Source organism: Enterobacter cloacae complex sp. I2, assembly GCF_014896205.1.
Lineage (GTDB): Bacteria > Pseudomonadota > Gammaproteobacteria > Enterobacterales > Enterobacteriaceae > Enterobacter > Enterobacter quasihormaechei.
In genome coordinates, this window is the sequence record NZ_JADBRA010000007.1 from 81,217 (window position 1) to 106,772 (window position 25,556).

Annotated in this window: 21 protein-coding genes; 3 read left to right on the plus strand and 18 right to left on the minus strand. The window is 58.5% G+C overall.

Annotated features, from left to right (window positions below; translation table 11 throughout):
- Positions 1 to 87 precede the first annotated feature (87 nt).
- The 6 genes from glgP to asd all read right to left on the minus strand — a co-directional run bounded on the left by glgP (position 88) and on the right by asd (position 10,799).
- On the minus strand, positions 88 to 2,535 hold the full coding sequence (gene glgP, locus IM300_RS07860) for a glycogen phosphorylase (protein WP_112792200.1): 2,448 nt from the start codon (positions 2,533 to 2,535) through the stop codon (positions 88 to 90).
- 18 nt (positions 2,536 to 2,553) lie between these two features.
- Positions 2,554 to 3,987, minus strand: coding sequence for a glycogen synthase GlgA (gene glgA, locus IM300_RS07865; RefSeq protein WP_063865387.1), 1,434 nt, complete (start codon positions 3,985 to 3,987; stop codon positions 2,554 to 2,556).
- Positions 3,987 to 5,282 carry a glucose-1-phosphate adenylyltransferase gene (glgC, locus tag IM300_RS07870; protein WP_063449532.1) on the minus strand — a complete coding sequence of 432 codons (1,296 nt, stop codon included), beginning with the start codon at positions 5,280 to 5,282 and terminating at the stop codon, positions 3,987 to 3,989. The genes glgA and glgC overlap by 1 nt, the downstream gene beginning before the upstream one ends.
- A gap of 17 nt (positions 5,283 to 5,299) precedes the next feature.
- Positions 5,300 to 7,273 carry a glycogen debranching protein GlgX gene (gene glgX, locus IM300_RS07875; protein ID WP_193036009.1) on the minus strand — a complete coding sequence of 658 codons (1,974 nt, stop codon included), beginning with the start codon at positions 7,271 to 7,273 and terminating at the stop codon, positions 5,300 to 5,302.
- On the minus strand, positions 7,270 to 9,456 hold the full coding sequence (gene glgB, locus IM300_RS07880; protein WP_193036011.1) for a 1,4-alpha-glucan branching enzyme: 2,187 nt from the start codon (positions 9,454 to 9,456) through the stop codon (positions 7,270 to 7,272). The genes glgX and glgB overlap by 4 nt, the downstream gene beginning before the upstream one ends.
- A gap of 239 nt (positions 9,457 to 9,695) precedes the next feature.
- Positions 9,696 to 10,799, minus strand: a complete 1,104-nt coding sequence (gene asd, locus IM300_RS07885) for an aspartate-semialdehyde dehydrogenase (RefSeq protein ID WP_193036013.1) — start codon at positions 10,797 to 10,799, stop codon at positions 9,696 to 9,698.
- A gap of 178 nt (positions 10,800 to 10,977) precedes the next feature.
- On the opposite strand from asd, the gene yhgN reads away from it, so the two are divergent.
- Positions 10,978 to 11,571, plus strand: coding sequence for an NAAT family transporter YhgN (yhgN, locus tag IM300_RS07890; RefSeq protein ID WP_003861574.1), 594 nt, complete (start codon positions 10,978 to 10,980; stop codon positions 11,569 to 11,571).
- Between the two features lie 107 nt (positions 11,572 to 11,678).
- Here the strand turns inward: yhgN and gntU are convergent, their stop codons facing one another.
- The 5 genes from gntU to IM300_RS07915 all read right to left on the minus strand — a co-directional run bounded on the left by gntU (position 11,679) and on the right by IM300_RS07915 (position 16,620).
- The gene (gntU, locus tag IM300_RS07895; RefSeq protein ID WP_023295539.1) at positions 11,679 to 13,019 is read right to left on the minus strand and encodes a gluconate transporter; all 1,341 of its coding nucleotides are present in this window, start codon (positions 13,017 to 13,019) and stop codon (positions 11,679 to 11,681) included.
- Between the two features lie 3 nt (positions 13,020 to 13,022).
- Entirely contained in the window at positions 13,023 to 13,550 is a 528-nt protein-coding gene (gntK, locus tag IM300_RS07900) for a gluconokinase (RefSeq protein ID WP_003861569.1), read from the minus strand.
- 126 nt (positions 13,551 to 13,676) lie between these two features.
- Complete coding sequence (gene gntR, locus IM300_RS07905) at positions 13,677 to 14,672, minus strand: gluconate operon transcriptional repressor GntR (RefSeq protein ID WP_063865382.1); 996 nt, start codon at positions 14,670 to 14,672, stop codon at positions 13,677 to 13,679.
- Between the two features lie 91 nt (positions 14,673 to 14,763).
- Entirely contained in the window at positions 14,764 to 15,459 is a 696-nt protein-coding gene (locus tag IM300_RS07910) for a pirin family protein (protein ID WP_193036015.1), read from the minus strand.
- Between the two features lie 123 nt (positions 15,460 to 15,582).
- Positions 15,583 to 16,620 carry an oxidoreductase gene (locus tag IM300_RS07915; protein ID WP_193036017.1) on the minus strand — a complete coding sequence of 346 codons (1,038 nt, stop codon included), beginning with the start codon at positions 16,618 to 16,620 and terminating at the stop codon, positions 15,583 to 15,585.
- 256 nt (positions 16,621 to 16,876) lie between these two features.
- Here IM300_RS07915 and yhhY point away from each other — a divergent pair, with 256 nt between their 5' ends.
- On the plus strand, positions 16,877 to 17,365 hold the full coding sequence (gene yhhY / locus IM300_RS07920) for an N-acetyltransferase (protein WP_193034091.1): 489 nt from the start codon (positions 16,877 to 16,879) through the stop codon (positions 17,363 to 17,365).
- A 40-nt stretch (positions 17,366 to 17,405) separates the two neighbouring features.
- Here yhhY and ggt read toward each other — a convergent pair whose 3' ends face one another.
- Positions 17,406 to 19,151, minus strand: coding sequence for a gamma-glutamyltransferase (gene ggt, locus IM300_RS07925; RefSeq protein ID WP_173937192.1), 1,746 nt, complete (start codon positions 19,149 to 19,151; stop codon positions 17,406 to 17,408).
- Positions 19,152 to 19,273: 122 nt separating this feature from the next.
- Between ggt and IM300_RS07930 the strand changes: the two genes are divergently transcribed.
- Positions 19,274 to 19,645, plus strand: coding sequence for a DUF2756 family protein (locus IM300_RS07930; protein WP_063449537.1), 372 nt, complete (start codon positions 19,274 to 19,276; stop codon positions 19,643 to 19,645).
- Here the strand turns inward: IM300_RS07930 and ugpQ are convergent.
- From ugpQ to livF, 6 genes are all read right to left on the minus strand, one after another.
- Positions 19,635 to 20,375, minus strand: coding sequence for a glycerophosphodiester phosphodiesterase (gene ugpQ, locus IM300_RS07935; RefSeq protein WP_193036019.1), 741 nt, complete (start codon positions 20,373 to 20,375; stop codon positions 19,635 to 19,637). The genes IM300_RS07930 and ugpQ overlap by 11 nt on opposite strands.
- Positions 20,372 to 21,442 (minus strand): sn-glycerol-3-phosphate import ATP-binding protein UgpC, encoded by a 1,071-nt coding sequence (locus tag IM300_RS07940; RefSeq protein ID WP_047718141.1) that lies wholly within the window; start codon positions 21,440 to 21,442, stop codon positions 20,372 to 20,374. The genes ugpQ and IM300_RS07940 overlap by 4 nt, the downstream gene beginning before the upstream one ends.
- A 1-nt stretch (position 21,443) precedes the next feature.
- Positions 21,444 to 22,289 carry a sn-glycerol-3-phosphate ABC transporter permease UgpE gene (ugpE, locus tag IM300_RS07945; RefSeq protein ID WP_045347706.1) on the minus strand — a complete coding sequence of 282 codons (846 nt, stop codon included), beginning with the start codon at positions 22,287 to 22,289 and terminating at the stop codon, positions 21,444 to 21,446.
- The gene (gene ugpA, locus IM300_RS07950) at positions 22,286 to 23,173 is read right to left on the minus strand and encodes a sn-glycerol-3-phosphate ABC transporter permease UgpA (RefSeq protein WP_193036021.1); all 888 of its coding nucleotides are present in this window, start codon (positions 23,171 to 23,173) and stop codon (positions 22,286 to 22,288) included. The genes ugpE and ugpA overlap by 4 nt, the downstream gene beginning before the upstream one ends.
- A 106-nt stretch (positions 23,174 to 23,279) precedes the next feature.
- Complete coding sequence (gene ugpB / locus IM300_RS07955) at positions 23,280 to 24,596, minus strand: sn-glycerol-3-phosphate ABC transporter substrate-binding protein UgpB (protein WP_193036023.1); 1,317 nt, start codon at positions 24,594 to 24,596, stop codon at positions 23,280 to 23,282.
- 245 nt (positions 24,597 to 24,841) lie between these two features.
- On the minus strand, positions 24,842 to 25,555 hold the full coding sequence (gene livF, locus IM300_RS07960) for a high-affinity branched-chain amino acid ABC transporter ATP-binding protein LivF (protein WP_074177582.1): 714 nt from the start codon (positions 25,553 to 25,555) through the stop codon (positions 24,842 to 24,844).
- Position 25,556: the final 1 nt, after the last annotated feature.

Genomic DNA, 25,556 nt, shown 5'->3' on the forward strand with positions numbered 1-25,556 from the left:
TGACAAAAAATGCCCGGTGGCGCTGCGCTTACCGGGCCTACAGGATCGAGTAGGCCGGGTAAGGCGGAGCCGCCACCCGGCTTTGTTTTACAACCGCACCGGATCAATATGCCAGATGTTCTCGGCATACTCCTTGATGGTTCTGTCTGACGAGAAGTACCCCATGTTGGCGATGTTATGCATCGCGGCGCTGGTCCACTTCTCCTGCTGACGGTACAGCTCGTCTACCCTGTCCTGACAGTCCACGTAGCTGCGGTAATCCGCCAGCACCTGATAGTGATCGCCGAAGTTAATCAGCGAGTCCACCAGGTCACGATAGCGTCCAGGCTCCTCAGGGTTAAACACCCCGGTGGCAATTTGCGTCAGCACCTGGCGTAGCTCTTCATCCTCTTCGTAATATTCGCGCGGCGAGTAGCCCTGCTTGCGAAGCGACTCCACTTCTTCCGCCGTATTGCCGAAGATAAAGATATTCTCCTCCCCCACATGCTCAAGCATCTCGACGTTTGCGCCGTCCAGCGTGCCGATGGTCAGCGCGCCGTTCAGGGCAAACTTCATGTTGCTGGTGCCGGACGCTTCCGTCCCCGCCGTGGAAATCTGCTCGGAGAGATCCGCCGCCGGAATGATCAGCTGCGCCAGGCTCACGCTGTAGTTCGGGATGAATACCACCTTCAGCTTGTCGCCAATGTCCGGATCGTGGTTGACCACCTTCGCCACATCGTTGATGAGGTGAATAATGTGCTTCGCCATGTAGTACGCGGACGCCGCCTTGCCGGCAAAGATTTTCACGCGCGGCACCCATTCCGCCGTCGGGTCAGCCTTAATGCGGTTGTAGTGGGTGATCACGTGCAGCACGTTCATCAGCTGACGCTTGTACTCGTGGATACGCTTGATCTGCACGTCAAACAACGCTTTCGGGTTCGCCACCACGTTGAGGTGCATCGCCAGCCACACCGCCAGACGTTTCTTGTTCAGCAGCTTGGCTTCCCGTACGGCTTTGTTCACCGTCGGGAAATCAATGTGCTGCTCAAGCTCGCTCAGCTGGCTCAAATCGGTGCGCCAGGTGCGGCCAATGTTCTCATCAAGCACGTCGGAGAGCGGCTGGTTCGCCAGCGCCAGCCAGCGGCGCGGCGTGACGCCGTTGGTTACGTTGCAGAAACGCGTCGGGAAGATCTTCGCGAAGTCCGCAAACAGCGACTGCACCATCAGGTTCGAGTGCAGCTCTGACACGCCGTTCACCTTGTGGCTGATCACCACCGCCAGCCAGGCCATGCGTACGCGGCGTCCGTTGGATTCATCAATGATCGACGCGCGGCTCAGCAGGCCGGTATCGTTCGGGTACTGCTCCTGCAAGGTCTTGAGGAAGTAGTCGTTGATCTCGAAGATGATTTGCAGATGGCGCGGCAGAATTTTGCCGAGCATGTCCACCGGCCACGTCTCCAGCGCTTCACTCATCAGCGTATGGTTGGTGTACGAGAACACCTGACAGGTCACCTCAAACGCGTCGTCCCAGCTGAACTTATGCTCGTCAATCAGCAGTCGCATCAGCTCGGGGATCGACAGCACCGGATGGGTGTCATTGAGGTGAATCGCGGTCTTCTCCGCCAGGTTGGCGTAGGTTTTGTGCAGCTGATAGTGACGGCTGAGAATATCCTGAATCGTTGCCGAGACGAGGAAATACTCCTGACGCAGGCGCAGCTCGCGGCCCGAATAGGTGGAGTCATCCGGGTAAAGCACGCGGGAGACGTTCTCGGAGTGGTTTTTATCTTCCACCGCCGCGAAGTAGTCGCCCTGGTTGAATTTACCCAGGTTGATCTCGCTGCTGGCCTGCGCGTTCCACAGGCGCAGCGTGTTGGTCGCATCGGTGTCGTAGCCGGGGATGATCTGGTCATAGGCCACGGCGAGGATCTCTTCAGTTTCCACCCAGCGGGATTTTTTCCCTTCCTGCTGAATACGCCCGCCAAAACGCACCTTGTAGCGCGTGTTGTGGCGCTTGAACTCCCACGGGTTACCGTATTCCAGCCAGTAGTCCGGGGACTCTTTCTGACGGCCATCGACGATGTTCTGCTTGAACATGCCGTAGTCGTAGCGAATACCGTAGCCGCGCCCCGGCAGCGCCAGCGTTGCCAGCGAGTCAAGGAAGCACGCGGCAAGACGCCCCAGACCACCGTTACCCAGCCCCGGGTCGTTCTCTTCGTCAATCAGCTCTTCTAAATCCAGACCCATCTCTTCCAGCGCGTTTTTGACGTCGTCATAAATCCCGAGCGACAGCAGCGCGTTGGAGAGGGTGCGACCAATCAAAAACTCCATCGACAGGTAATACACCTGTCGCGTCTCCTGCGAAAGCTGGGCGCGGTTGGAGCGCAGCCAGCGTTCGACCATACGGTCACGCACCGCAAACAGCGTGGCGTTCAGCCATTCGTGCTTGTTGGCAATAACGGGGTCTTTCCCAATGGTAAACATCAGCTTATAGGCGATGGAGTGCTTTAACGCCTCAACGCTGAGCGTGGGGGAAGAGTAGCTAAATGGAGCGTTCATATCTGTCACTTCGCCTCGTTACATCAAGCGTTGATAAAGGTCGCGGTAGGACTGCGCCGCAACGTGCCAGCCAAAGTCCATGGACATCGCCTGACGTTGGACGTAACGCCACAGGGATGGACGGGACCACAAGACGAACGCACGCCGGATCGCCCGAAGCAGCGACCAGGCATTACTGTCCTCAAAGACAAACCCGCTGGCGATACCGTCCGCCAGGTTTTCCAGAGAACTGTCAGACACCGTATCCGCCAGCCCGCCCGTGCGCCGCACCAGCGGCAACGTGCCGTATTTCAGGCCATAGAGCTGCGTCAGGCCGCAGGGCTCGAAACGGCTCGGCACCAGAATCACGTCCGCGCCGCCCATGATGCGGTGCGAAAAGGCTTCGTGATAACCGATCTGCACGCCCACCTGCCCCGGGTGTTCCGCCGCGGCCGCCAGGAAACCTTCCTGCAAGACCGGGTCGCCCGCGCCAAGCAGCGCCAGCTGACCGCCCTGCTCCAGTAATCCCGGCAGCGCCTCCAGCACCAGATCCAGCCCTTTCTGGCTGGTCAGGCGGCTGACCACCGCAAACAGCGGCACCTTGTCGTTGACCTTCAGCCCCATCGCAATCTGTAGCTGGCGCTTGTTTTCCGCTTTGTCTTCCACCGAGTCGCGACCATAGCGCGCCGCCAGCAGGAGGTCCGTTTCCGGATTCCAGATCTGTTCATCCACGCCGTTCAGAATGCCCGACAGGCGGCCTTCACGGTGGCGCTGTTGCAGCAGCCCTTCCATACCGTAACCGAACTCCGGCTGGGTAATTTCACGCGCGTAGGTTGGGCTGACCGCTGTAATGTGGTCGGCGTAGTACAGCCCCGCCTTCAGGAACGAAATCTGTCCGTTAAACTCCAGCCCGTGCATGTTAAAGAACGACCATGGCAGATCGATGTCATTCATGTGATGGGCGTAATACATGCCCTGATACGCCAGGTTGTGCACGGTAAACACCGATTTGGCCGGATGCCCCTTCGCCGCCAGATACGCGGGTGCCAGCCCCGCATGCCAGTCGTGCGCGTGCACCACGTTCGGACGCCAGAACGGATCCAGCCCGACGGCCATCTCCGCCCCCACCCAGCCGAGCAGGGCAAAGCGCAGCACGTTATCGGTATAGGCATACAGGTTGGTATCGTGATACGGGCTGCCGGGACGGTCGTATAAATGCGGCGCATCGATCAGGTAAATGCCTACCCCATTGTAATGTCCAAACAGCAGGGTGATACGTCCAGCGAAGGTCTCGCGACGGGAAACAACCTTTGCATCAGGAATACCGCGCCGGATATCCGGAAAAGCGGGCAACAACACGCGGGTATCTACCCCTCCGGCAATTTGCGCCGCCGGTAGTGCACCAAGAACATCCGCCAGTCCGCCCGTTTTTAACAACGGGAACATCTCAGAACATACGTGTAAAACCTGCATCATCGCTCCTGTTTGATTTGCAGCTTCCGCAACATTTCCCGTGTTACTAACACGATCCCCTCTTCCGAACGGTAGAAACGACGCGCATCTTCTTCCGCGTTTTCCCCAATCACCATCCCTTCGGGAATGACGCAGGCGCGGTCAATGACGCAGCGACGCAGACGACATGAGCGCCCTACCCAGACGTCCGGCAGCAGAACTGCCGAATCGATATTACAGAATGAGTTTATACGCACGCGCGGGAACAGCACGGACTGCACCACCACCGAACCGGAGATAATGCACCCGCCAGAGACCAGCGAGTTCAGCGTCATACCGTGGCTGCCGGAGCGGTCCTGCACGAACTTCGCCGGCGGCAGCGATTCCATATGGGTGCGTATTGGCCAGTTCTGGTCGTACATATCCAGCTCAGGCGTCACGGACGCCAGATCGAGGTTGGCTTTCCAGTACGCTTCCAGGGTTCCCACATCGCGCCAGTAGGGTTCCGCATTCGGATCGGACTGTACGCAGGACAGCGGGAACGGATGTGCATACGCCATGCCAGCTTTGGTAATTTTCGGGATAATGTCTTTGCCGAAATCGTGGCTGGAGTTTTCGTCTGTGTCGTCTTCTTCCAGCAGCTCATAAAGATAGTCAGCATCAAAGACATAGATCCCCATGCTGGCGAGCGATTTGGTGTCATCCCCCGGCATGGTTGGCGGGTTCGCCGGCTTTTCAACAAAATCGATAATCTTGTCGTCCGCATCCACGTGCATCACGCCGAACGCGGTTGCTTCCGCAACGGGCACCGGCAGACACGCCACGGTGCAGCGCGCCCCTTTTTCGACATGGTCGATCAGCATGTGGGAGTAATCTTGCTTGTAGATGTGGTCCCCCGCGAGGATCACGACGTATTCCGCGTTGTAGCGGCGAATGATGTCGAGGTTTTGGGTCACCGCATCCGCCGTGCCGCGGTACCAGTTTTCCCCGTGTACGCGCTGCTGCGCGGGAAGCAGATCGACAAACTCGTTCATCTCTTCGCTGAAGAATGACCAGCCGCGCTGAATGTGCTGCACCAGCGTGTGCGACTGATACTGCGTAATGACGCCAATGCGGCGAATGCCTGAGTTAAGGCAGTTGGAGAGTGCAAAATCGATAATACGGAACTTACCACCAAAGTGAACCGCCGGCTTGGCGCGCTTGATGGTCAAATCTTTCAGACGGGTACCACGCCCGCCCGCAAGTATCAGGGCAACTGTTTTTAATGGTAGCTGGCGCGCCAACATTAACGGATCGTTCTTCTCTAATCTAACCATGACTAACTCCTTTTTTATCATCTTTGGAATACGCACACTCCGTGCGCAGGCCCGTGCCAGACAGCCATAACAACCGGATTATCCGCTCCGGCAAAGGGAGGAATGGCTCGCCATTCCCCGTCAGGTAAAACAATCTCTGCGACGTCATCCGTCGCGTTCAGCGTCACCAGCCACGCATCCGAAAGCAGGATTTGCAGACAGGGTATGCCGTGTTGCCACTCTTGCGCGCTTAACGATTGCGCGTCTTTATTCAGCCAGCGAACGTTGCCGTCGCCCTCTTCCCACCAGCTGTCGGCGGTGAGCGCGGGGATGCGCTGGCGAAGATGGATCAGCGCCGCGGTGAAATGAGTCAACCCGCTGTTCGCTTCTCCCCAGTCGAGCCAGGTCAGGGTGTTGTCCTGGCAATAGGCGTTGTTGTTGCCGTGCTGGCTGTGACCGTGCTCATCGCCTGCCAGCAACATTGGCGTGCCCTGCGACAACAAAAGCGTCGTCAGCAGCGCATGAACGCTGGCGCGTCGCCGCTCGATCACGTCCAGACTTCCGCCTAACCCTTCTATACCATGGTTAAAGCTATGGTTATTGTTAGTCCCATCGCGATTCTCCTCGCCGTTTGCCTCATTGTGTTTCTGATTGAAACAAACGCAGTCGCGCAGCGTGAAACCGTCGTGTGCCGTCACCAGGTTAATGGTGGCCGACGGACGTTTTCCGTCGCGCTTAAAGAGATCGCTCGAGCCGGCAAAGCGTCCGGCGAACTCTCCGAGCGACAGATCGCGCGCCAGCCAGAAGCGACGGACGGCGTCGCGGAAGTGATCGTTCCACTCGGCAAACAGCGGCGGGAAGTTCCCCACCTGATAACCGCCTTCACCAATGTCCCAGGGTTCCGCAATCAGCTTCACCGTTGAGAGCACCGGGCAGTTTTTTATCGCCTCAAACAGCGGCGCCTGCTGGCTAAATGCCGGAGTGCGCCCCATCACCGGCGCCAGGTCGAAACGAAAACCGTCCACGTGGAACGTCTCAACCCAGTATTTCAGGCATTCGTACGCGTAATGCGTAACGGCCGGATGGCTGAGGTTGAGGGTGTTACCGCACCCGGTCCAGTTTTCATAATCGCCGTCGTCCCTGATCCAATAATAGCTACGGTTATCGATTCCGCGCTGTGAGAGCGTTGGACCGTCAAGATCGCTTTCCGCACTGTGGTTCAGCACCACGTCCAGAATGACCTCAATGCCCGCCGCGTGAAGCGCCTTCACCGCATCACGAAACTCGTCCCGCGCTTTCTCCGGATGCACCGCGTAGCGCGGGTCGAGCGCGAACATCGCCAGCGGGTTGTAGCCCCAGTAGTTGCTTAACCCAAGACGCTGAAGACGCGGCTCGCTGGCGAAATGCGCCACCGGCAGTAGCTCCAGCGCGGTGATCCCTAACTGCTTCAGGTAAGCGACCATTGTCGGATGCCCCAGCGCTTTGTAGGTGCCGCGCATCTCTTTGGGGATCGACGGGTGCAGATACGTCAGCCCTTTGACGTGGGCTTCATAGATGACGGTATTACCCCACGGCGTGCGCGGCGGGGCATCATCTTCCCAGTCGTAGAGATCGTGCACCACCACGCTTTTGGGCGCGACGGGCGCGCTGTCGCGGTGGTCAGGTTCCCCGTAGCCGACGTGGAACAGCGGGTCGTCTTTAAACTCGCCGTCCACGCGGTGCGCGCACGGGTCAATCAGCAGCTTTGCCGGGTTAAACCAGTGCCCCTGAGATGGCTCCCACGGGCCGTGTACGCGAAAACCGTAGTGCATTCCCGGACGCCCGCCGGACAGGTAACCGTGCCAGGTATCCCCCGTGCGGGACGGTAAATCGTAACGGTGCTCGTTACCTTCCCCGTCAAACACACAGAGTTCCACCCGCTCCGCATGGGCAGAAAAGAGCGTGAAGTTCACCCCCTTTCCGTCAAAACTCGCCCCGAGCGGTTCGGGTTTACCTGCCGAGAGCTGCGTCATTCGCCCTCCCGCACCAGCCAGATGGTGCTCAGCGGCGGCAGCGTCAGGCTCAGGGAGTTCGGACGACCGTGGCTTTCAATCGCATCGCTCTGCACCAGCCCGCCGTTACCGGCGTTACTGCCGTGGTAGTGCATGGAGTCGGTGTTCAGAATTTCGCGCCATTTACCCGGCTGGTTAATGCCGAAGCGGTAGTGTTCGCGCGGCACTGGCGTGAAGTTGCTGGCAACGATGATCTCGTTACCCGCTTTGTCACGACGGACAAAGACAAACACCGAGCGCGCGTGGTCGTCCACCACCAGCCACTCAAAGCCGTACGGATCGAAGTCCAGCTCGTGCAGCGCTTTGTGATGGCGGTAGGTCAGGTTCAGGTCGCGCACCAGACGCTGTACGCCGTGGTGCCAGTTGTCCGCGCCTTCCAGCAGGTGCCAGTCAAGGCTGGTGTCGTGGTTCCATTCGCGCCCCTGCGCAAATTCGTTGCCCATAAACAGCAGCTTTTTGCCGGGGAAGGCAAACATCCAGCCGTAATAGGCGCGCAGGTTGGCAAACTTCTGCCACGGGTCCCCCGGCATGCGGTCGAGAATAGATTTCTTGCCGTGCACCACTTCATCGTGCGACAGCGGCAGCATGAAGTTTTCGGTGAAGTTGTAGAGCAGCCCGAAGGTGAGCTTATCGTGGTGATACTGACGATAAACCGGGTCGAGCTTCATGTAGTCGAGCGTGTCGTGCATCCAGCCGAGGTTCCACTTGTACCAGAAGCCCAGGCCGCCCATTGACGGTGGACGGGAAACGCCCGGAAAGTCCGTGGACTCTTCCGCCATGGTCACGGCGCCTTCCACCTGCTCACCGATGATGCGGTTGGTGTTGCGCAGAAACTCAATCGCTTCGAGGTTTTCACGTCCGCCAAACTCGTTCGGGATCCACTCGCCCTCTTTGCGGCTGTAGTCACGGTAGATCATCGACGCCACCGCATCGACGCGCAGGGCATCAATGCCGAAGCGTTCGATCCAGTACAGCGCATTCCCCACCAGGTAATTCGACACTTCACGGCGACCGTAGTTGTAGATCAGCGTGTTCCAGTCCTGGTGATAGCCTTCGCGCGGGTCGCTGTGCTCGTACAGCTTCGTGCCGTCGAACTCTGCCAGCGCAAAATCGTCCGACGGGAAGTGGCCCGGTACCCAGTCGAGGATGACGTTCAGCCCGGCGGCGTGCGCGGCATCAATGAAATAGCGGAAGTCATCGCGGGTGCCGAAGCGGCGCGTAGGCGCATACAGCCCGGTTGGCTGGTAGCCCCAGCTGCCGTCGAACGGGTGTTCGTTGATCGGCAGCAGCTCCAGATGGGTAAAGCCCATCCATTTGGCGTACGGCACCAGCTGGTCCGCCAGCTCGCGGTAGCTCAGCCAGAAGTTGTTGTCCGTGTGGCGACGCCAGGAGCCGAGATGCACCTCATAGACGGAGATCGGCGCATCAAAGCGGTTGGCCTGCTTGCGCTCCTCGCTCTGGACGACCTTTTCCGGCAGGCCGCAAATCAGCGAGGCGGTATTCGGGCGCAGTTCAGCCTCAAAGGCGTACGGGTCAGATTTAATACGCAGCTTGCCGCTGGCATCGATCATCTCGAATTTGTAGAGCAGGCCGTTATGCGCCCCGGGGATAAACAGCTCCCAGATGCCGGTTTCCCGGCGCAGGCGCATCGGGTGACGACGACCGTCCCAGTAGTTGAACTGCCCAACGACGGAGACGCGCTGGGCGTTTGGTGCCCATACGGCAAAGCGCGTGCCGGTGATACCGTCCATGGTATCCGCGTGGGCACCCAGCGTTTCGTAGGGGCGTAAATGGGTTCCTTCGGACAGCAGCCAGGCATCCATCTCTTTTAAGAGCGGCCCAAAGCTGTAGGGATCGTCAATCAGGTTTTGCTGACCGTGCCAGATAACGGCAAGCTGATAGCGAAAGGGGTTTTTACGACGGGGCATGACGCCCGAGAAGAAGCCACGCGAGTCGAGGCATTCCAGATTACCCACCTTGCGGCCGGTTTTGGGTTCGATAACCCACACTTCTGTCGCATCCGGTAACAGCGCCCGAACTTCCAGTCCGGCCTCTGTACGGTGCATCCCTAGCACAGAAAAGGGGTCGGCAAAATGACCCGCGATAAGCGCATTAATCACGTCTCTCGAAATACGATCGGACATGGTATTCATCCTGTTTTTTTATGTCGCCCTTTTTACGCGCTCCGGGACGACTTTTAATGTGACCTAAACGGTGCAGTTAATCCTCTCTGCTCCGCCCTACCCTCAGGTGAGAAATAAATCTTCCTTAAAGCATAGCCAACGTCGTGGTTCCTCCTGATAAAAAATAAGACATCTGCGTTTTACTCCATGTAGTACGCAAAAAAAGGGGGTGACAATCACCCCCCGTGTTTAACAAATTATTACGCCAGCTGGCGCAGCATGCGGCGCAGCGGCTCGGCGGCACCCCACAGCAGCTGGTCGCCAACGGTGAAGGCGGAGAGGTACTCCGGCCCTATGTTCAGCTTGCGCAGGCGGCCAACCGGCGTGGTCAGCGTGCCGGTAACGGCAGCCGGGGTGAGCTCGCGCATGGTGATATCGCGATCGTTTGGCACCACTTTCGCCCACGGGTTGTGCGCGGCCAGCAGCTCTTCCACGGTCGGAATAGACACATCTTTTTTCAGTTTAATGGTGAAGGCCTGGCTGTGGCAGCGCAGCGCGCCGATACGCACGCACAGACCGTCAACCGGAATGGTGTTCGCGGTGGCGAGGATTTTGTTGGTCTCCGCCTGGCCCTTCCACTCTTCGCGGGTCTGGCCGTTATCCAGCTGTTTGTCGATCCACGGGATCAGGCCACCGGCCAGCGGTACGCCAAAGTTATCCACCGGCAGCTCGCCGCTGCGGGTCAGCTGAGTGACTTTGCGCTCGATGTCGAGGATGGCGGATGCCGGGTCTGCCAGCTCGGTCGCGACGCTGTGGTGCAGCTGGCCCATCTGGGTCAGCAGCTCGCGCATGTGGCGTGCGCCGCCGCCGGACGCGGCCTGGTACGTTGCCACAGAGACCCACTCCACCAGATCCTGCGCGAACAGGCCGCCGAGGGACATCAGCATCAGGCTGACGGTGCAGTTGCCGCCAACAAAGGTTTTCACGCCGTTGTTCAGGCCATCGGTGATGACGTCCTGGTTAACCGGGTCGAGAATAATGATGGCATCGTCTTTCATGCGCAGCGACGAGGCCGCGTCAATCCAGTAGCCCTGCCAGCCGCTTTCACGCAGCTTCGGATAGATTTCGTTGGTATAATCGCCGCCCTGGCAGGTCACAATAATGTCGAGTGCCTTCAGCGCTTCCAGATCGTAAGCGTCCTGCAACGTGCCTGTGGTACCCCCAAAGGACGGTGCAGCCTGGCCGAGCTGGGAAGTGGAGAAGAAGACCGGGCGGATGGCGTCGAAATCGCGCTCTTCAACCATGCGTTGCATGAGTACAGAGCCGACCATACCGCGCCAGCCGATAAAACCAACGTTTTTCATAGCATTTTTTTCCTGCAAGGGGTGTGTGCTGATTGTGCAAGCCAGTATTGAACTGGGATATGCTTCACATTACAAAATGCTGCCAAAGTCGCAAGCGAAATTAATCGATGATTGCCCGGCAATCAGAAAAAGTGCTAATCATCGCAATGACCACAATAAGTATCAGGGATAATTTAAGATGAGTGAAATCATTTCCGCAGCGGTTTTATTGATCCTGATTATGGATCCGCTCGGTAATCTGCCGATCTTCATGTCGGTGCTGAAGCACACCGAGCCGAAGCGCCGCCGGGCGATCATGATCCGCGAGCTGCTCATCGCCCTGCTGGTGATGTTTATCTTCCTGTTCGCCGGGGAAAAAATCCTCGCTTTCCTGAACTTACGCGCCGAAACGGTCTCCATTTCCGGCGGGATAATTTTGTTCCTGATCGCCATTAAGATGATTTTCCCGAGCGCGGAAGGCAGCAGCAGCGGCCTGCCCGCGGGCGAAGAGCCGTTTATCGTGCCGCTGGCGATCCCGCTGGTCGCGGGACCAACGATTCTGGCAACGCTGATGCTGTTGTCGCATCAGTATCCGAATCAGATGAGCCATCTGGTGATTGCCCTGCTGATCGCCTGGGGCGGGACGTTTATTATCCTGTTGCAGTCGTCGCTGTTCCTGCGCCTGCTGGGTGAGAAAGGGGTGAACGCGCTGGAGCGTCTGATGGGGCTGATTCTGGTGATGATGGCGACGCAGATGTTCCTTGACGGGATCCGGGCGTGGATGAAGGGATGAGGATGTAAAAAAGCCGGGTGGCGCTCACGCTTACCCGGCCTACGGGACCTGAGGTATTTTGTAGGTCGGGTAAGGCGAAGCCGCCACCCGACACACATACAGCCTCGTTAGCTCAGGAGCGTAAACGCAATCATCCCGACAATCGCACCTGTGGTGCCGAGGATGGTTTCCATCAGCGTCCAGGTTTTCAGGGTTTGCGCTTCGGTGGCGCCGGTAAATTTACCGAACAGCCAGAAGCCGGCGTCGTTTACGTGTGAAACCACAATCGAGCCGCCCGCGATACAGATAGAGAGCGCCGCCATCTGCGCGCCGGAGTAGTTCAGCTGTTCAATCACCGGCATCACCAGGCCCACGGCGGTTAAGCATGCCACGGTCGCGGAGCCCTGAATGATACGCACCGCCGCAGCCAGCACGAAGCAGGTGACCGCAATCGGCAGTCCCATTCCGGTCAGCGCTTCGCCCAGTGCCGGACCCACACCGGAGTCCACCAGCACCTGTTTGAACACGCCACCGGCACCGATCACCAGCAGAATGATACCCGCCGGTTGCAGCGCAGCGCCGCAAATCTCCATCACGCGGTCTTTCGGCATGCCCTGACGCATCGCCAGGCCGTAAATCGCCACCAGACACGCCACCAGGATCGCCGTGAACGGGTGACCAATAAACTCGAACCATTCGTACGCGGTTGAACCGACCGGCACAAAGCGCGCCGCGATGGTTTTCAGACCCACCAGCACCAGCGGGAGCAGGATCAAAGAAAGACTAAAGCCGAAGGACGGCATTTTGCCTTCGCCCAGGTGCGGCTCGGAGATGTCGTCCGGGATGTGCAGCTCAACGTAGCGGCTGATGAAGTTGCCCCACAGCGGACCGGCGATAATCATCCCCGGGATCGCAGCGCACAGGCCAATCAGGATCATCCAGCCAAAGTCCGCGTGCATCTGGGAGGCCAGCAGCATCGGGGCAGGCCCGGGCAGCAGAAACGCCGCGGCCGCCGCCACGCCCGCAAACAGCGGAATGACCAGCTTCACGAGGTTCGTACCGGTATGACGCGCCATTGAAAACGCCACGCTAATGAGCAGCACAACCGCCACTTCAAAGAACAGCGGCAGCGCGCAAATCAGACCGGCCAGACCAATCGCGTAGTGCGCACGGCTGTGTCCGAAGGATTTCAGCATCTTGACGGCAATCTGGTCGACCGCGCCCGTCTCGTGCAGGATCTTGCCAAACATCGCGCCCAGCGCCACCACAATGGCCAGGAAGCCCAGCGTGCCGCCCATCCCTTTTTCCATCGTCGCCGCGATTTTGTCGAGCGGCATACCGGAAAAGAGACCTGCACCAATAGAAACCACCATCAAAGCAACGAAGGCATGCATACGCGCCTTCATCACTAAAAACAGCAGCAGCAATACCGAACCCACTGCTGTCAGAACTAGCGTTAATGTACTCAAAACTTACTGCCTTTTATTAATAACCTCGATGGTGCTGGCTACAACACCTTCCAGCGGCTGATCGATATCAACCACTAAGACATCCTGCTCGTCAGCACCCGGCTCCTGCAACGCCTCGAACTGCGTGACCAGCATCTGGGTTTTGAAGAAGTGGCCTTTACGCGCCTTCAGACGGCTTTCAATCACCCCGAAATCGCCTTTCAGGTAGATGAAAGAGAGGTTCGGATTGCCGTCGCGCAGCAGGTCGCGATAGGTTTTTTTCAGCGCGGAGCAGACGATCAGGGAGACTTTGTTGGTGCGCTGCATCGCGAACGCGGCGTCATTCAGCGCCTGCAACCACGGTTTGCGGTCGTCGTCGTTCAGCGGCTCGCCGGAAGCCATTTTCATGATGTTGCTGCGCGGATGGAGGAAGTCACCATCAAGAAACGCAGCCTGGAGTTGATGCGCCACTTCGCTCGCCACGGCAGATTTACCGCTACCGGACACGCCCATCAGGACGTAAACGTGGTGATCGTGATTAGTCGTGCTCAAAGGGTGTCCCTCAGTCAATTGTTACGGGTAACAGTTATCGGTAACATTGTCCTGCCGGGGCAAAAGAGAAGCAATATCCAAACGTGCGCGATGTGAATAAGTGTGAGCTACTTCAAATTTGTCGGATTAAATAGATCCACCCGGTGACAAGGTGAAACCTAAATCTAACATTTTAGGGGTAACTGCCTCACCACGAATGCGCGCCAGCAGGCGTTCTGCACCAATGCGCCCCATGCGTTCGCGCGGGGTCAGGACGCTTGCCAGCCGCGGCTCCATCACCTGGCCGATGTCGTGACCGTGGAAGCCGGCAATCGCCATGTCATCAGGGATCTTCAGCCCCAGACGCTGACACTCAAACGCCGCGCCCACCGCAAGGTCATCGTTGGTACAGAAAATACCGTCCAGTTGCGGATACTCGCGTCGCGCCTGACGCATCAGCTCAATACCCGACGTATAAGATGACGATTGCTCCACCATTACGCTGTACGGGGTTAAACCGGCGTCGAGCATCGCCTGCTCGTATCCCTTCTGTTTGATGATAGTACGTTCATCCAGTCGTGCACCCAGGTATGCGATATGGCGATGGCCGCGGGCAATAATGGCCGCCGTCATCTGACGCGCCGCTTCAAAGTTATCGAACCCAACGGCAATGTCGAGGCACGGCGACTGGCTGTCCATCAGTTCCACCACCGGAATGCCCGCCACCTGAATCATTTTCAGCGTGCGCGGCGTGTGGGTACGTTCCGTTAAAATCAGCCCGTCGATGTTCCAGGAAAGCATCGATTCAAGACGTTCCTCTTCCAGTTCCGGCTTGTACCCGTAGTGGGCGAGCATGGTCTGATAGCCAAACGCATCGGTGACGCTTTCGATACCGCGCAGCACTTCGGCGAAAACCTGGTTGGTTAAGGAAGGAAGCAGGACGCCCACCGCACGGCTGGTCGCATTGGAGAGAATATCGGGTGCGCGGTTGGGGATATAACCCAGTTCATCAAGGGCGGCGGCAATCTTGCCACGCAACGCCACGGAAACCTGTTCCGGGTTACGTAAAAAACGGCTGACCGTCATTTTGGTCACACCGACGCGATCGGCGACATCCTGAAGTACGGGGCGTTTCTTTTTCATCGTCCTGAGAAATCTTGAAGTGAGAGATTTGCTCAGTTTATCACGGACAAAGCTCAACCTTCCCCGTTTAAAGGGAAGGTTGAGAAATTATTTAGACCGGCGGCAGGTCAAACAGCAGGATTTCGCTTTCGCTGTCGGCGTACACGGAGAGCGCCTGCTCGTCCCAGATAGCCAGGCCATCGGCGGTTGTGGCTTTCGTGCCGTTAATAGACACTTCCCCTTTCACCACCTGGATCCAGACGCGGCGGTTGGCGGCAATCTGATGGACAGACTGTTCGTCTTTCGCCAGCGCCCAGCGGTACAGTTCCATATCCTGGTGCACCTTCAGAGAACCTTCACGCGCATCCGGGGACAGCACCAGCTGTTTGCCCTGTTTCGCGTCGAAGCGGCGCTGCTCGTAGCGTGGCGTGATGCCGGTCTCTTCCGGAATGATCCAGATTTGATACAGGTGCAGTTTTTCCGTTTTGCTCGGGTTGTACTCAGAGTGACGCACCCCGGTACCCGCGCTCATAATCTGGAATTCACCCGCCGGCACCTGCTCTTTGTTGCCCATGCTGTCCTGGTGCTCAACCGCCCCTTCCAGCACATAGGTCAGGATTTCCATGTCCTTGTGCGGGTGGGTACCGAAGCCCTGGCCTGCGTCAATCACGTCGTCGTTAATGACGCGGAGCGCGGAGAAGCCCATGAAGTTCGGGTCGTAATAGTCGGCAAACGAGAATGAATGCCATGAGTCCAGCCAGCCATGATTTGCGTGACCGCGTTCGTTTGCTTTGCGTAAGTAGATCATTGTTTTCACCCTCAGTTCGTTTCGATGGAGTAAGTGTGGACGCAAACCGCCCGGGATCATAGAGGGTGAAAATTGACTCCTCTGTTCAAAAATTATGAACAACCGCAGAGGAGCCGTTTTTGCTTATCTGGCGAGGGTTACCGTGGCAGGAGAAGCCTGTTCGAATGCCCGTTCAAGGATTTCCAGGTTAGTGAGAACGTCAGATTCCTTGACGTAATTCGGCGTGCCGCTGGCGAGGGTTTCATACAGCGCATCGTAGACGCGGCCATAGTCGCCGGTTTCCGGTTTCAGCTCTTCCCTGACCGTCACGCCCTCATCGTTCACGTACTCCAGCACGCCCACGGCATCGTCCGCCGCAAAGCCCGGTTCGCCCGGCATGATGTTGGCCTTCAGGCTGGTCTCCTGCTGGTCGATGCCGTACCGGATGAACGAGCCCTTCGTGCCGTGAACGATAAATTTCGGGTAGTCGATTTTCACCAGATGGCTGGTTTTAACGATGGCCTTAAGGTCGCCGTAAAACAGCTGCGCCTCGAAGGTATCGTCCGGGTTGGCTTTATTGCGCAGGCTGCGGATATCGTACGCCACGTGGTCCGGGCGGCCAAACAGGGAGATGATCTGGTCCATGGTGTGTACGCCCAGACCGTAGAACGAGCCGTCCTGCGGCAGGCCGGGTTTGGTTTCTGCCACCGGACGGTAGTAATCGAAGTGGCTTTCTATCTCCACAATATCGCCAAGCTTGCCGCTCTCGATCGCCTTTTTCGCCGTCAGGAAGCAGCTGTCAAAGCGACGGTTCTGGTACGGGGTGACGGTCAGACCTTTGCTTTTCGCCAGCGCGAACAGCGCCCTGGCTTCGGCAAGCGTTGGGGTGAATGGTTTTTCCACCAGTACGTTCTTGCCCGCTTCGAGCGCGCGTTTCGCGTAGTCGAAGTGGCTGTCGGCGTGAGTGCAGACGATCACCAGCTTTACCTGCGGATCGTTAAGCACTTCATCAAGATCGCTGGTGAAGTGAATATGGGAATACTGCGGAGACTGCTCTTCCGGCTTCGCGCTGCGACGGTAGATATGGGCTACATGCCAGGTGTCTTTACGGTTGAGAACGTACGGAAGGTGGTAACGCGTGGTGCTTTTGCCAAATCCAATAAATGCGCAATGTAGTGTCATGGCTCAGTCCTTTTTAAGGTTACTGGGTTTAACCATAACAAAAAAAAAGCCAGCGAGAAGCTGGCTAAAGTAATACTGGAAGCAATGTGAGCAATGTCGTGCTTTCAGGTTCCCGTAGGAGGTCTTCCTGAATGCAGAGCAATAATAATCATTCTCATTCGCACTTGTCCAACACTTTTTGCAAAAAATAGCGATTGACTCAGATTTTAAAGTCAATGATGTTGGAAGGGACTTTTAACCGACTGAGGAACAAGGAATGAGTGAGATAGTGATACGCCACGCGGAACCGAAAGATTACGACGCCATTCGTCAGATCCACGCCCAGCCGGAGGTGTACCACAACACGCTACAGGTTCCTCATCCCTCAGAGCAGATGTGGCAGGAGCGGCTAACCGATCAGCCCGGCATTAAACAGCTGGTCGCCTGCATCGACGGGACTGTCGCCGGGCACCTGTGCATTGCCGTAGCCCAGCGCCCACGTCGCAGCCACGTTGCCGATTTCGGAATTTGTGTGGGTGCGCAGTGGCAAAACCGGGGCGTCGCCAGCGCCCTGATGCGTACCATGATCGATATGTGCGACAACTGGCTGCGCGTCGACCGCATTGAGTTAACGGTGTTTGTGGATAACGAACCGGCAATCGCGGTGTACAAAAAGCACGGATTCGAAATTGAAGGCACCGGCAAGCGCTACGGCCTGCGCAACGGTGAGTACGTGGATGCGTATTATATGGCGCGAATGAAGTAGTTTGTTGCCGGGTAAGGCGAAGCCGCCACCCGGCTAAACATCAATACCCCGCCGTTAAATCATCTACCGAACGCGGGTCCGACGCGCCAAACAGCGCCCCGTCCGGCCCGACCATAATGCTCTGGGTGCTGCCCATCGCCTCTTTCACCGCCACCTTTTGTCCGCGCTGCTCAAGCAGTTTTATCGTGTCCGGGCTAAAGCCCTTCTCGACGCGCAGTTCATCCGGCAGCCACTGATGATGGAAACGCGGCGCATTGGTCGCCTCGGCGACGTTCATGCCAAAATCGATGCTGTTCACCACCATCTGTAGCACGGTGGTAATGATGCGGCTCCCGCCAGGGCTGCCGGTCACCAGCCAGGTTTTACCGTCCTTCACCACGATGGTTGGCGACATGGACGACAGCGGACGCTTCTTCGGCCCCACGGCGTTAGCATCCCCGCCGACCAGCCCGTACACGTTCGGCACGCCCGGCTTGGCCGAGAAATCATCCATCTCGTTATTCAGCAAAATGCCGCTGTTGCCCGCTACGATCCCGGTGCCGAAAGTGGTGTTCAGCGTATAGGTCACCGCCACCGCGTTACCGTCTTTATCCACCACCGAGAAATGCGTGGTCTGGTTACTTTCATACGGTGCCAGCTTGCCGGGGCGGATCTCGCTGGACGGCTTCGCCTTGTTGATGTCGATCTCGTCGGCAATCGATTTGGCATACGCTTTGTTGGTCAGCGCCTGCCACGGCACCTTCACGAAATCCGGATCGCCAAGGTATTCCGAGCGGTCGGCGTAGGCACGCTTTTCCGCTTCCGCCATCACCTGCATGGCGTCCGCGCTGCCGAAGCCGAACTTGTGCATATCAAAGTTTTCAAGAATGTTGAGGATCTGCACGATGTGAATGCCACCGGAGGACGGCGGCGGCATGGAGAAGACGTCGTACCCGCGATAGGTGCCGCTAATCGGCTCGCGCTCCACCGCCTTGTATTCTGCCAGGTCCGCTTTGGTAATGAGCCCGCCGTTCTTCTGCATCTCGTCGGCAATCTGATCGGCAATCGCCCCTTTATAGAAGGCGTCAGGACCGTTTTCCGCAATCAGCTCCAGGCTTCTGGCGAGGTTTTTCTGCACCAGCTTATCGCCCTTCTTCAGCGGCTCACCGTCTTTCCAGAAAATCGCCTTGCTGTTTTCGTGATTCGGAATCACTTCACTGCCGTAGGTTTTGAGGTCGTCCGCCAGCGCGTCGTTCACCACAAAGCCGTCACGCGCCAGCTTGATAGCAGGCTGCACCACCTTGTTCAGCGGCAGCGTGCCGTATTTTTCCAGCGCCAGCGAGAAGCCCGCAACGGTGCCAGGCGTGCCGGACGCAAGGTGCGATGTCAGGGATTTTTTGCTGTCCGGGTTGCCCTGATCGTCGAGGAACATATCGCGGGAGGCCTGATTCGGCGCCATCTCACGGAAGTCGATGGCCGTGGTTTTACCGTCTTTGGTGCGCAGCATCATAAACCCGCCGCCGCCCAGGTTCCCCGCCTGCGGGTGCGTTACCGCCAGCGCGTACCCGACCGCGACCGCCGCGTCCACCGCGTTACCGCCCTGCTTAAGAATATCGACGCCCACCTGGGTTGCCAGCGCGTCAACCGAGGCCACCATGCCGTGCGTGGCCCGCACGGGGTGAAAAACATCCTCCTCCACGCCGTAAGAGACCGGAGGAGCGGCGGGCGGGTTGGCCGCCACGGTAAATGTGCCGCCTGCCATCAGCGCAGCGAGGGCGACCCAGCGCAAAAAGGTTGGTTTCATCATTATTGTTCTCCAGGTGAAGGGGTCCATATTCCCCGCTTAAGCCTGGTTCACAACTCTTAAAAAATCATCGTTATGCTGGTTTAGAGGTAAACTTAAGAGACGCCTCAAAGGAGGAGATAACCATGAAACGATTCCTGATCCTGACCGCGCTGCTCCCGTTCGCCGCGCTCGCACAGCCCATTAACACCCTGAACAACCCGAACCAGCCGGGCTACGTCATTCCGAGCCAGCAGCGTATGCAGACGGAGATGATGAGCCAGCAACAACAGCAGAAAGGGATGCTCAACCAGCAGTTAAAGACGCAGACCCAGGTGCAGCAGCAGCACCTGCAAAACCAGATGAACGCTAACACCCAGCGCGTGCAGCAGGGCCAGATGCGCGAGCAGCCGCTGCAAAACCCAAACGGCGGGATGTTAGGTGGCGGGATGTCGCAAAGCAGCGGTCAGCAGCATATGCTGCCGACCCAGCAGAACGGCAGCATGCTTAATAAATAAAGTCTGGCCCGATCTGGTCAATCGCATCGGTACAGATGCTGTCTACGCCCCAGCGCAGCAGTTCGGCTGCACGCTGGGGTTTGTTGACGGTGTAGACCAGGATATGCAGACCTGCGTCTTTCAGCATTTTGACCCGCGCCGCATCCAGCAGCTTATGGTTCAGATGGATAGAGACGCAGCCTAAGCGGCCCGTCAGTTCGCGCCAGTCCTCACGCCAGTCGTCCAGCAGCAGCCCGCGCGGCAGCTCAGGCACAGCCGCCTGTGCGGCTTCCAGCGCGTCGATGTCAAACGAGGAGAGCAGCGGCGGCGTCATGCCTTCCCACAGCTCACGCGCGGCCAGCGCAATCACTTTGCCCGTCAGCGGCCCGGTGCCGGTGGTCGGTTTGATTTCGATGTTAGCCATCATGCCGTGTTGACGACACCGGTCCGCCACTTCCGCCAGTAGCGGCAGCGGCTCGCCTTTGAAATCACCGCTGAACCAGCTTCCGGCGTCCACCTTCAGCAGATCGCGCCACGGCAGTTCGCCCGCCACGCCCCAGCCGTTGCTGGTGCGTTCGAGGTTGTCGTCATGCAGCAGGAAAATTTCGCCGTCTTTCGACAGCTTGGCGTCAAACTCGATCATCGTGTGGCCGTAGCGTGCGCCAGCGTCAATCGCCGCCAGGGTGTTCTCCGGCGCCAGTTTACCGCCGCCACGGTGGGCGACGATGTGGGGGTAAGGCCAGTTGCTCATACTCGTTGTCCTGTTTCACCGTCAAATAAGTGCAGGTGATTTTCCGGCATATGCAGCCACAGCGTGCTACCTGCCTTCGGGCGCTCCTGATGCGGCAGGCGCACCACCAGCTTTTGCTCGCCCCAGCGCCCGTGCGCCAGGTTATCGGCGCCCAGCATCTCCAGCGTGTCCATCACCAGCGGCACGCCGCCGTCCGCCTGAGACGTTAAGCCAATATGCTCCGGGCGGATGCCGAGCGTCATCTTACGCCCGGCGTACCCACGATAGTACCAGTTGATCGGTAACGCCATCCCGCTTTCCAGTTCAAAGTGGGTTCCCGCAGCATTGATCCGCCCGTCCAGCAGGTTCATCGCCGGGCTGCCGATAAAGCTCGCCACAAAACGGCTGGCCGGTTTTTCGTAGACCTCCACCGGCGTGCCAATCTGCTCGGCAATGCCTTTGTTCATCACCATCACGCGCTGGGCGAGGGTCATGGCTTCGACCTGATCGTGGGTGACATAGAGGGACGTGGTTTTCAGACGGCGATGCAGCTGCTGTAGCTCAAGGCGCATCTGCACGCGCAGCTTGGCGTCGAGATTCGAGAGCGGTTCGTCGAACAGGAATACCGCAGGGTCGCGCACGATGGCGCGCCCCATCGCCACGCGCTGGCGCTGGCCGCCGGAGAGCTCGCGCGGGCGGCGCTTAAGCAGGCCGTCAAGTTCCAGAATGCGCGCGGCTTCTTTTACGCGCTCGGCGATATGGCCTTTGCCCATGCCGCGAATTTTCAGCCCCCAGGCCATGTTCTCCTCCACGCTCATGTGCGGATAGAGGGCATAGTTCTGGAACACCATCGCGATGCCGCGATCTTTTGGCTCCATCTCGGTGACGCGCTGGCGGTCAATCCAGATATCTCCGGACGTGACGCGCTCCAGCCCCGCCACCATGCGCAGCAGCGTGGACTTCCCGCAGCCGGACGGGCCGACCATCACGATAAATTCGCCGTCCGCCACGTCGAGCGTCAGCGGCTGAATGACCTGGGTTTTACCGTCCCAGCTTTTGGTAACTGCCTGAAGTTTTAAACCTGCCATCTTATTTCTCGCTATCGACCAGGCCGCGGACAAACGCGCGCTGCATGGCTAAAACAATGACTACGGGTGGGATTAGGGTAAGCAGCATCGCCGCCATCACCTGGTTCCAGAGGGTGGTGCCTTCACCGGTGGCGATCATGCCTTTGATGCCCGCCACGGCGGTGCCGAGGTTAACGTCCTGAACGATCAGCAGCGGCCACAGGTACTGGTTCCAGCCGTAGATAAAGGTGATCACAAACAGCGCCGCGAGGTTGGTTTTCGACAGCGGCAGCACGATGTCGCGGAAGAAGCGCATCGGGGAGGCACCGTCGATGCGCGCGGCCTCAATCAGCTCGTCCGGCAGGGTCATAAAGAACTGGCGGAACAGGAAGGTGGCGGTCGCCGAGGCCATCAGCGGCAGGGTTAAGCCCGCGTAGCTGTCCAGCATCTTCAGGTTGGCGATCACCTCCACGGTCGGGAAGATACGCACCTCCACCGGCAGCATCAGGGTGATGAAAATCATCCAGAAGAACAGGTTACGCAGCGGAAAGCGAAACCAGACGATGGCGAAGGCCGAGAGCATCGACACCGTGATTTTGCCCACCGTAATGCCGAACGCCATGATGAAGCTGTTGAGCATCATCAGCCAGAACGGCGCGCTGTTGGCGCCCACGCCCTGGGTCCAGATGGTCTTCATGTTTTCGAAAAGGTGCCCGCCCGGGATCAGCGTCATCGGCGTGTCGAACACCGCTTTGGTGTCCAGCGTGGCGGCGACAAAGGCCACGTACAGCGGGAACAGGATAACGAGGATACCCAGGATCAGCAGGGTATGGCTGAAAATCGTCAGCCCGCGACGGTTCTCAATCATTGGTAGCGCACCTTACTTTCGACATAGCGGAACTGCACTACCGTGAGGATGATGACGAGGAACATCAGCACGACGGACTGCGCGGCAGAGGCCGAGAGATCGAGTCCGGCAAACCCTTCGCGGTAGATCTTGTAGATAAGCGTGGTGGTCGCCTGCACCGGACCGCCCGCAGTGGCGGCGTCGATCACCGGGAAGGTATCGAAGAAGGCGTACACGAGGTTTACCACCAGCAGGAAGAAGCTGACCGGGGCGATCAGCGGCAGCGACAGCCTGAAGAAGCGGCGCACCGGCCCTGCGCCGTCGATGGCGGCGGCCTCCACCAGCGAACGCGGAATGGATTGCAGCGCGGCGAAGAAGAACAGGAAGTTATAGCTGATCTGCTTCCACACCGAGGCGAACACCACGAGGAACATCGCCTGACCGCTGTTCTGGGCGTGGTTCCAGTCATAGCCGAATTCCGCCAGAAAATGGGTAATCAGCCCGCGGCCGGGGTTAAACAGGAAGATCCACAGCACGGCACCCACGGCGGGGGCCACGGCGTAAGGCAGCAGCATCAGGGTCTGATACAGGCGGCTGCCGCGCACCACGTAATCCACCAGCGCGGCGAAAAACAGCGACACGACAAGGCCGCTCACGGTCACCAGCGCGCTGAACCTGATCGTCGTCCAGAAGGAGTCCAGGTAATAGCTGTCGTGGAACAGCGCCGTAAAGTTGTCCAGCCCAACGAACTGGCTGGACAGCCCGAACGGATCGACGCTTTGTACCGAGTACCACAGCGCTTCGCCCGCAGGCCAGATGAAGAAGATAACGGTGATGACCAGCTGAGGCGCGACCAGCAGGTACGGCAGCCAGCGGGAACGAAACACCGGACGGGATGAGGACATGGAGATTTGATTCCTGAACAATGCCGGGTGGCGGCTGCGCCTTACCCGGCCTGGATGGGGCACATCGTAGGCCCGGTAAGCGAAGCGCCACCGGGCGTTTCAGCGATTACGATTTCGTCGACTGCTCAAAGCGGCGCAGCAGCTGATTGCCGCGCTCTACCGCAGAGTCCAGCGCCTGCTGCGGGGTTTTCTTCCCGGTCCACACGCTTTCCAGCTCTTCATCCACGATGGTGCGGATCTGCGGCATGTTGCCCAGACGCAGGCCTTTGGTGAACGGCAACGGCGGCTTGTTCAGCATCTGACGCGTCGCGATGTCCGCGCCCGGGTTTTTGCTGTAGAAGCCCTGCTCGCGGGTCAGGTCGTACGCGGCCTTGGTGATCGGCAGATAGCCGGTTTTCTGGTGCCATTCGGCCGCGTTTTCCGGCTTCGCCAGGAAGTCGAGGAACTCGGCTACGCCTTTGTAGGTGCCGCTGTCTTTACCCTGCATCACCCACAGGCTGGCCCCGCCGATGATGGCGTTCTGCGGCGCGCCTTTTACGTCGGCGTCGTACGGCATCATGCCCACGCCGTAGTTGAATTTGGCGTAGTGACGGATATCCGCCAGCGAGCCGGAAGACGCGGTGGTAATGGCGCAGTCGCCGTTGTAGAACTTCTCGGTGGATTCGTCTTTACGCCCGAAGTAGCTGAAGTCGCCCTTCTTGTTCAGATCCGCCAGCAGCGCGATGTGCTTCACCTGCTCCGGCTTGTTGAACTCCAGAACCGCGTCGGTGCCGTCGAAGCCGTTGTTTTTGGTGGCAACCGGCAGGCCGTGCCAGGCGCTGAAGTTCTCAATCTGGATCCAGCCTTGCCAGCCGCTGGCGTAGCCGCACTTCATGCCCGCCGCTTTCAGCTTCGCGGTGTACTCGGCCAGATCCTGCCAGGTTTTTGGCGGCTGATCCGGATCCAGGCCCGCTTTTTTGAAGGCATCTTTGTTGTAGTACAGCACCGGCGTGGAGCTGTTAAACGGCTGGGACAGCAGGTGGCCGGTTTTGGAATCGGTGTAGTAACCGGAGACGGTCGGCACGAACTGGGATTCGTCAAAGTTGATGCCCGCGTCTTTGAACACTTCGTAGACCGGTTTGATGGCTTTCGAGGCCATCATGGTCGCGGTGCCGACTTCATACACCTGCAACAGTGCAGGCGCGTTGCCGGTACGGAAGGCGGCGATGCCCGCGCTCAGGCTCTGCTCATAGTTGCCTTTGTACACCGGCACAATTTTGTAATCCGGGTGGGTGTCGTTGAAACGCTGCGCCAGGGAGTCAACCTCTTTACCCAACTCCCCTTCCATGGAATGCCAGAACGGAATGGTGGTCACGGCCATTGCGTTCGTCGCAAAAGCCAGACCGATTGCCAGACCCAAAGCCGTGTGTCGTAACGATGTCATTGTCATCTCTCTTATTATGCCGGATGCGCGATATCACGCGTTTTGTGCTCGCGAGGTAACATGACATGCTCGAATGACAGAAAAATAACTGTTTGTTTACAGATAAGTGACGGCCAGGCGTCAGGGTGATGATGGTTGTGTGAAGGGGTTAATATGAAAAAAGCCGGGTGGCGGCTGCGCCTTACCCGGCCTGGAGGGTATCCGTAGGCCCGGTAAGCGTAGCGCCACCGGGCAATACAGACGGCTCAGCCGCCCAGGTAGGCACTCCGCACCGCTTCGTTCGCCAGCAGCGCGTCGCCGGTATCCTCGAGCACCACGCGACCATTCTCCAGCACGTAGCCGCGATCGGCGAGCTTCAGCGCCTGGTTGGCGTTCTGCTCGACGAGGAAGATGGTCATTCCCTCTTTGCGCAGTTGCTCAATGGTGTCGAAAATCTGCTGGATGATGATCGGCGCAAGACCGAGCGACGGTTCGTCCAGCAGCAGCAGGCGCGGCTGGCTCATCAGCGCGCGGCCAATCGCCAGCATCTGCTGTTCACCGCCGGACATGGTGCCCGCACGCTGGATGCGGCGCTCCCACAGGCGCGGGAAGAGTTCGTACACCCATTTGATACGGGTGTGATACTGGTCGCGGTCAGCAAAAAAGCCGCCCATCGCCAGGTTCTCTTCCACCGTCATACGTGAGAAGACGCGGCGCCCTTCCGGGACAATCGCCACCGCTTCACGCATAATTCTGGCAGTCTGCCAGTCGGTAATATCTTTGCCATCAAACACAATCCGCCCGCTGGTGGCGCGCGGGTCGCCGCACAGGGTGCCGAGCAGCGTGGTTTTTCCCGCGCCGTTGGCGCCAATCAGGGTGACGATTTCACCCTGATTGATGTGCAGGCTGACGTCGTGCAGCGCCTGGATCTTGCCGTAGTGCGCATTGACCTTGTCGAACGTTAACATCGCTTTTTCCATC

What these genes read in the sequence shown, in the direction of transcription:
- glgP (WP_112792200.1), bottom strand. Translation starts at nt 2,535, where the DNA reads ATGAACGCTCCATTTAGCTACTCTTCCCCCACGCTCAGCGTTGAGGCG.
- glgA (WP_063865387.1), bottom strand. Translation starts at nt 3,987, where the DNA reads ATGCAGGTTTTACACGTATGTTCTGAGATGTTCCCGTTGTTAAAAACG.
- glgC (WP_063449532.1), bottom strand. Translation starts at nt 5,282, where the DNA reads ATGGTTAGATTAGAGAAGAACGATCCGTTAATGTTGGCGCGCCAGCTA.
- glgX (WP_193036009.1), bottom strand. Translation starts at nt 7,273, where the DNA reads ATGACGCAGCTCTCGGCAGGTAAACCCGAACCGCTCGGGGCGAGTTTT.
- glgB (WP_193036011.1), bottom strand. Translation starts at nt 9,456, where the DNA reads ATGTCCGATCGTATTTCGAGAGACGTGATTAATGCGCTTATCGCGGGT.
- asd (WP_193036013.1), bottom strand. Translation starts at nt 10,799, where the DNA reads ATGAAAAACGTTGGTTTTATCGGCTGGCGCGGTATGGTCGGCTCTGTA.
- yhgN (WP_003861574.1), top strand. Translation starts at nt 10,978, where the DNA reads ATGAGTGAAATCATTTCCGCAGCGGTTTTATTGATCCTGATTATGGAT.
- gntR (WP_063865382.1), bottom strand. Translation starts at nt 14,672, where the DNA reads ATGAAAAAGAAACGCCCCGTACTTCAGGATGTCGCCGATCGCGTCGGT.
- IM300_RS07910 (WP_193036015.1), bottom strand. Translation starts at nt 15,459, where the DNA reads ATGATCTACTTACGCAAAGCAAACGAACGCGGTCACGCAAATCATGGC.
- IM300_RS07915 (WP_193036017.1), bottom strand. Translation starts at nt 16,620, where the DNA reads ATGACACTACATTGCGCATTTATTGGATTTGGCAAAAGCACCACGCGT.
- yhhY (WP_193034091.1), top strand. Translation starts at nt 16,877, where the DNA reads ATGAGTGAGATAGTGATACGCCACGCGGAACCGAAAGATTACGACGCC.
- ggt (WP_173937192.1), bottom strand. Translation starts at nt 19,151, where the DNA reads ATGATGAAACCAACCTTTTTGCGCTGGGTCGCCCTCGCTGCGCTGATG.
- IM300_RS07930 (WP_063449537.1), top strand. Translation starts at nt 19,274, where the DNA reads ATGAAACGATTCCTGATCCTGACCGCGCTGCTCCCGTTCGCCGCGCTC.
- ugpQ (WP_193036019.1), bottom strand. Translation starts at nt 20,375, where the DNA reads ATGAGCAACTGGCCTTACCCCCACATCGTCGCCCACCGTGGCGGCGGT.
- IM300_RS07940 (WP_047718141.1), bottom strand. Translation starts at nt 21,442, where the DNA reads ATGGCAGGTTTAAAACTTCAGGCAGTTACCAAAAGCTGGGACGGTAAA.
- ugpE (WP_045347706.1), bottom strand. Translation starts at nt 22,289, where the DNA reads ATGATTGAGAACCGTCGCGGGCTGACGATTTTCAGCCATACCCTGCTG.
- ugpA (WP_193036021.1), bottom strand. Translation starts at nt 23,173, where the DNA reads ATGTCCTCATCCCGTCCGGTGTTTCGTTCCCGCTGGCTGCCGTACCTG.
- ugpB (WP_193036023.1), bottom strand. Translation starts at nt 24,596, where the DNA reads ATGACATCGTTACGACACACGGCTTTGGGTCTGGCAATCGGTCTGGCT.
- livF (WP_074177582.1), bottom strand. Translation starts at nt 25,555, where the DNA reads ATGGAAAAAGCGATGTTAACGTTCGACAAGGTCAATGCGCACTACGGC.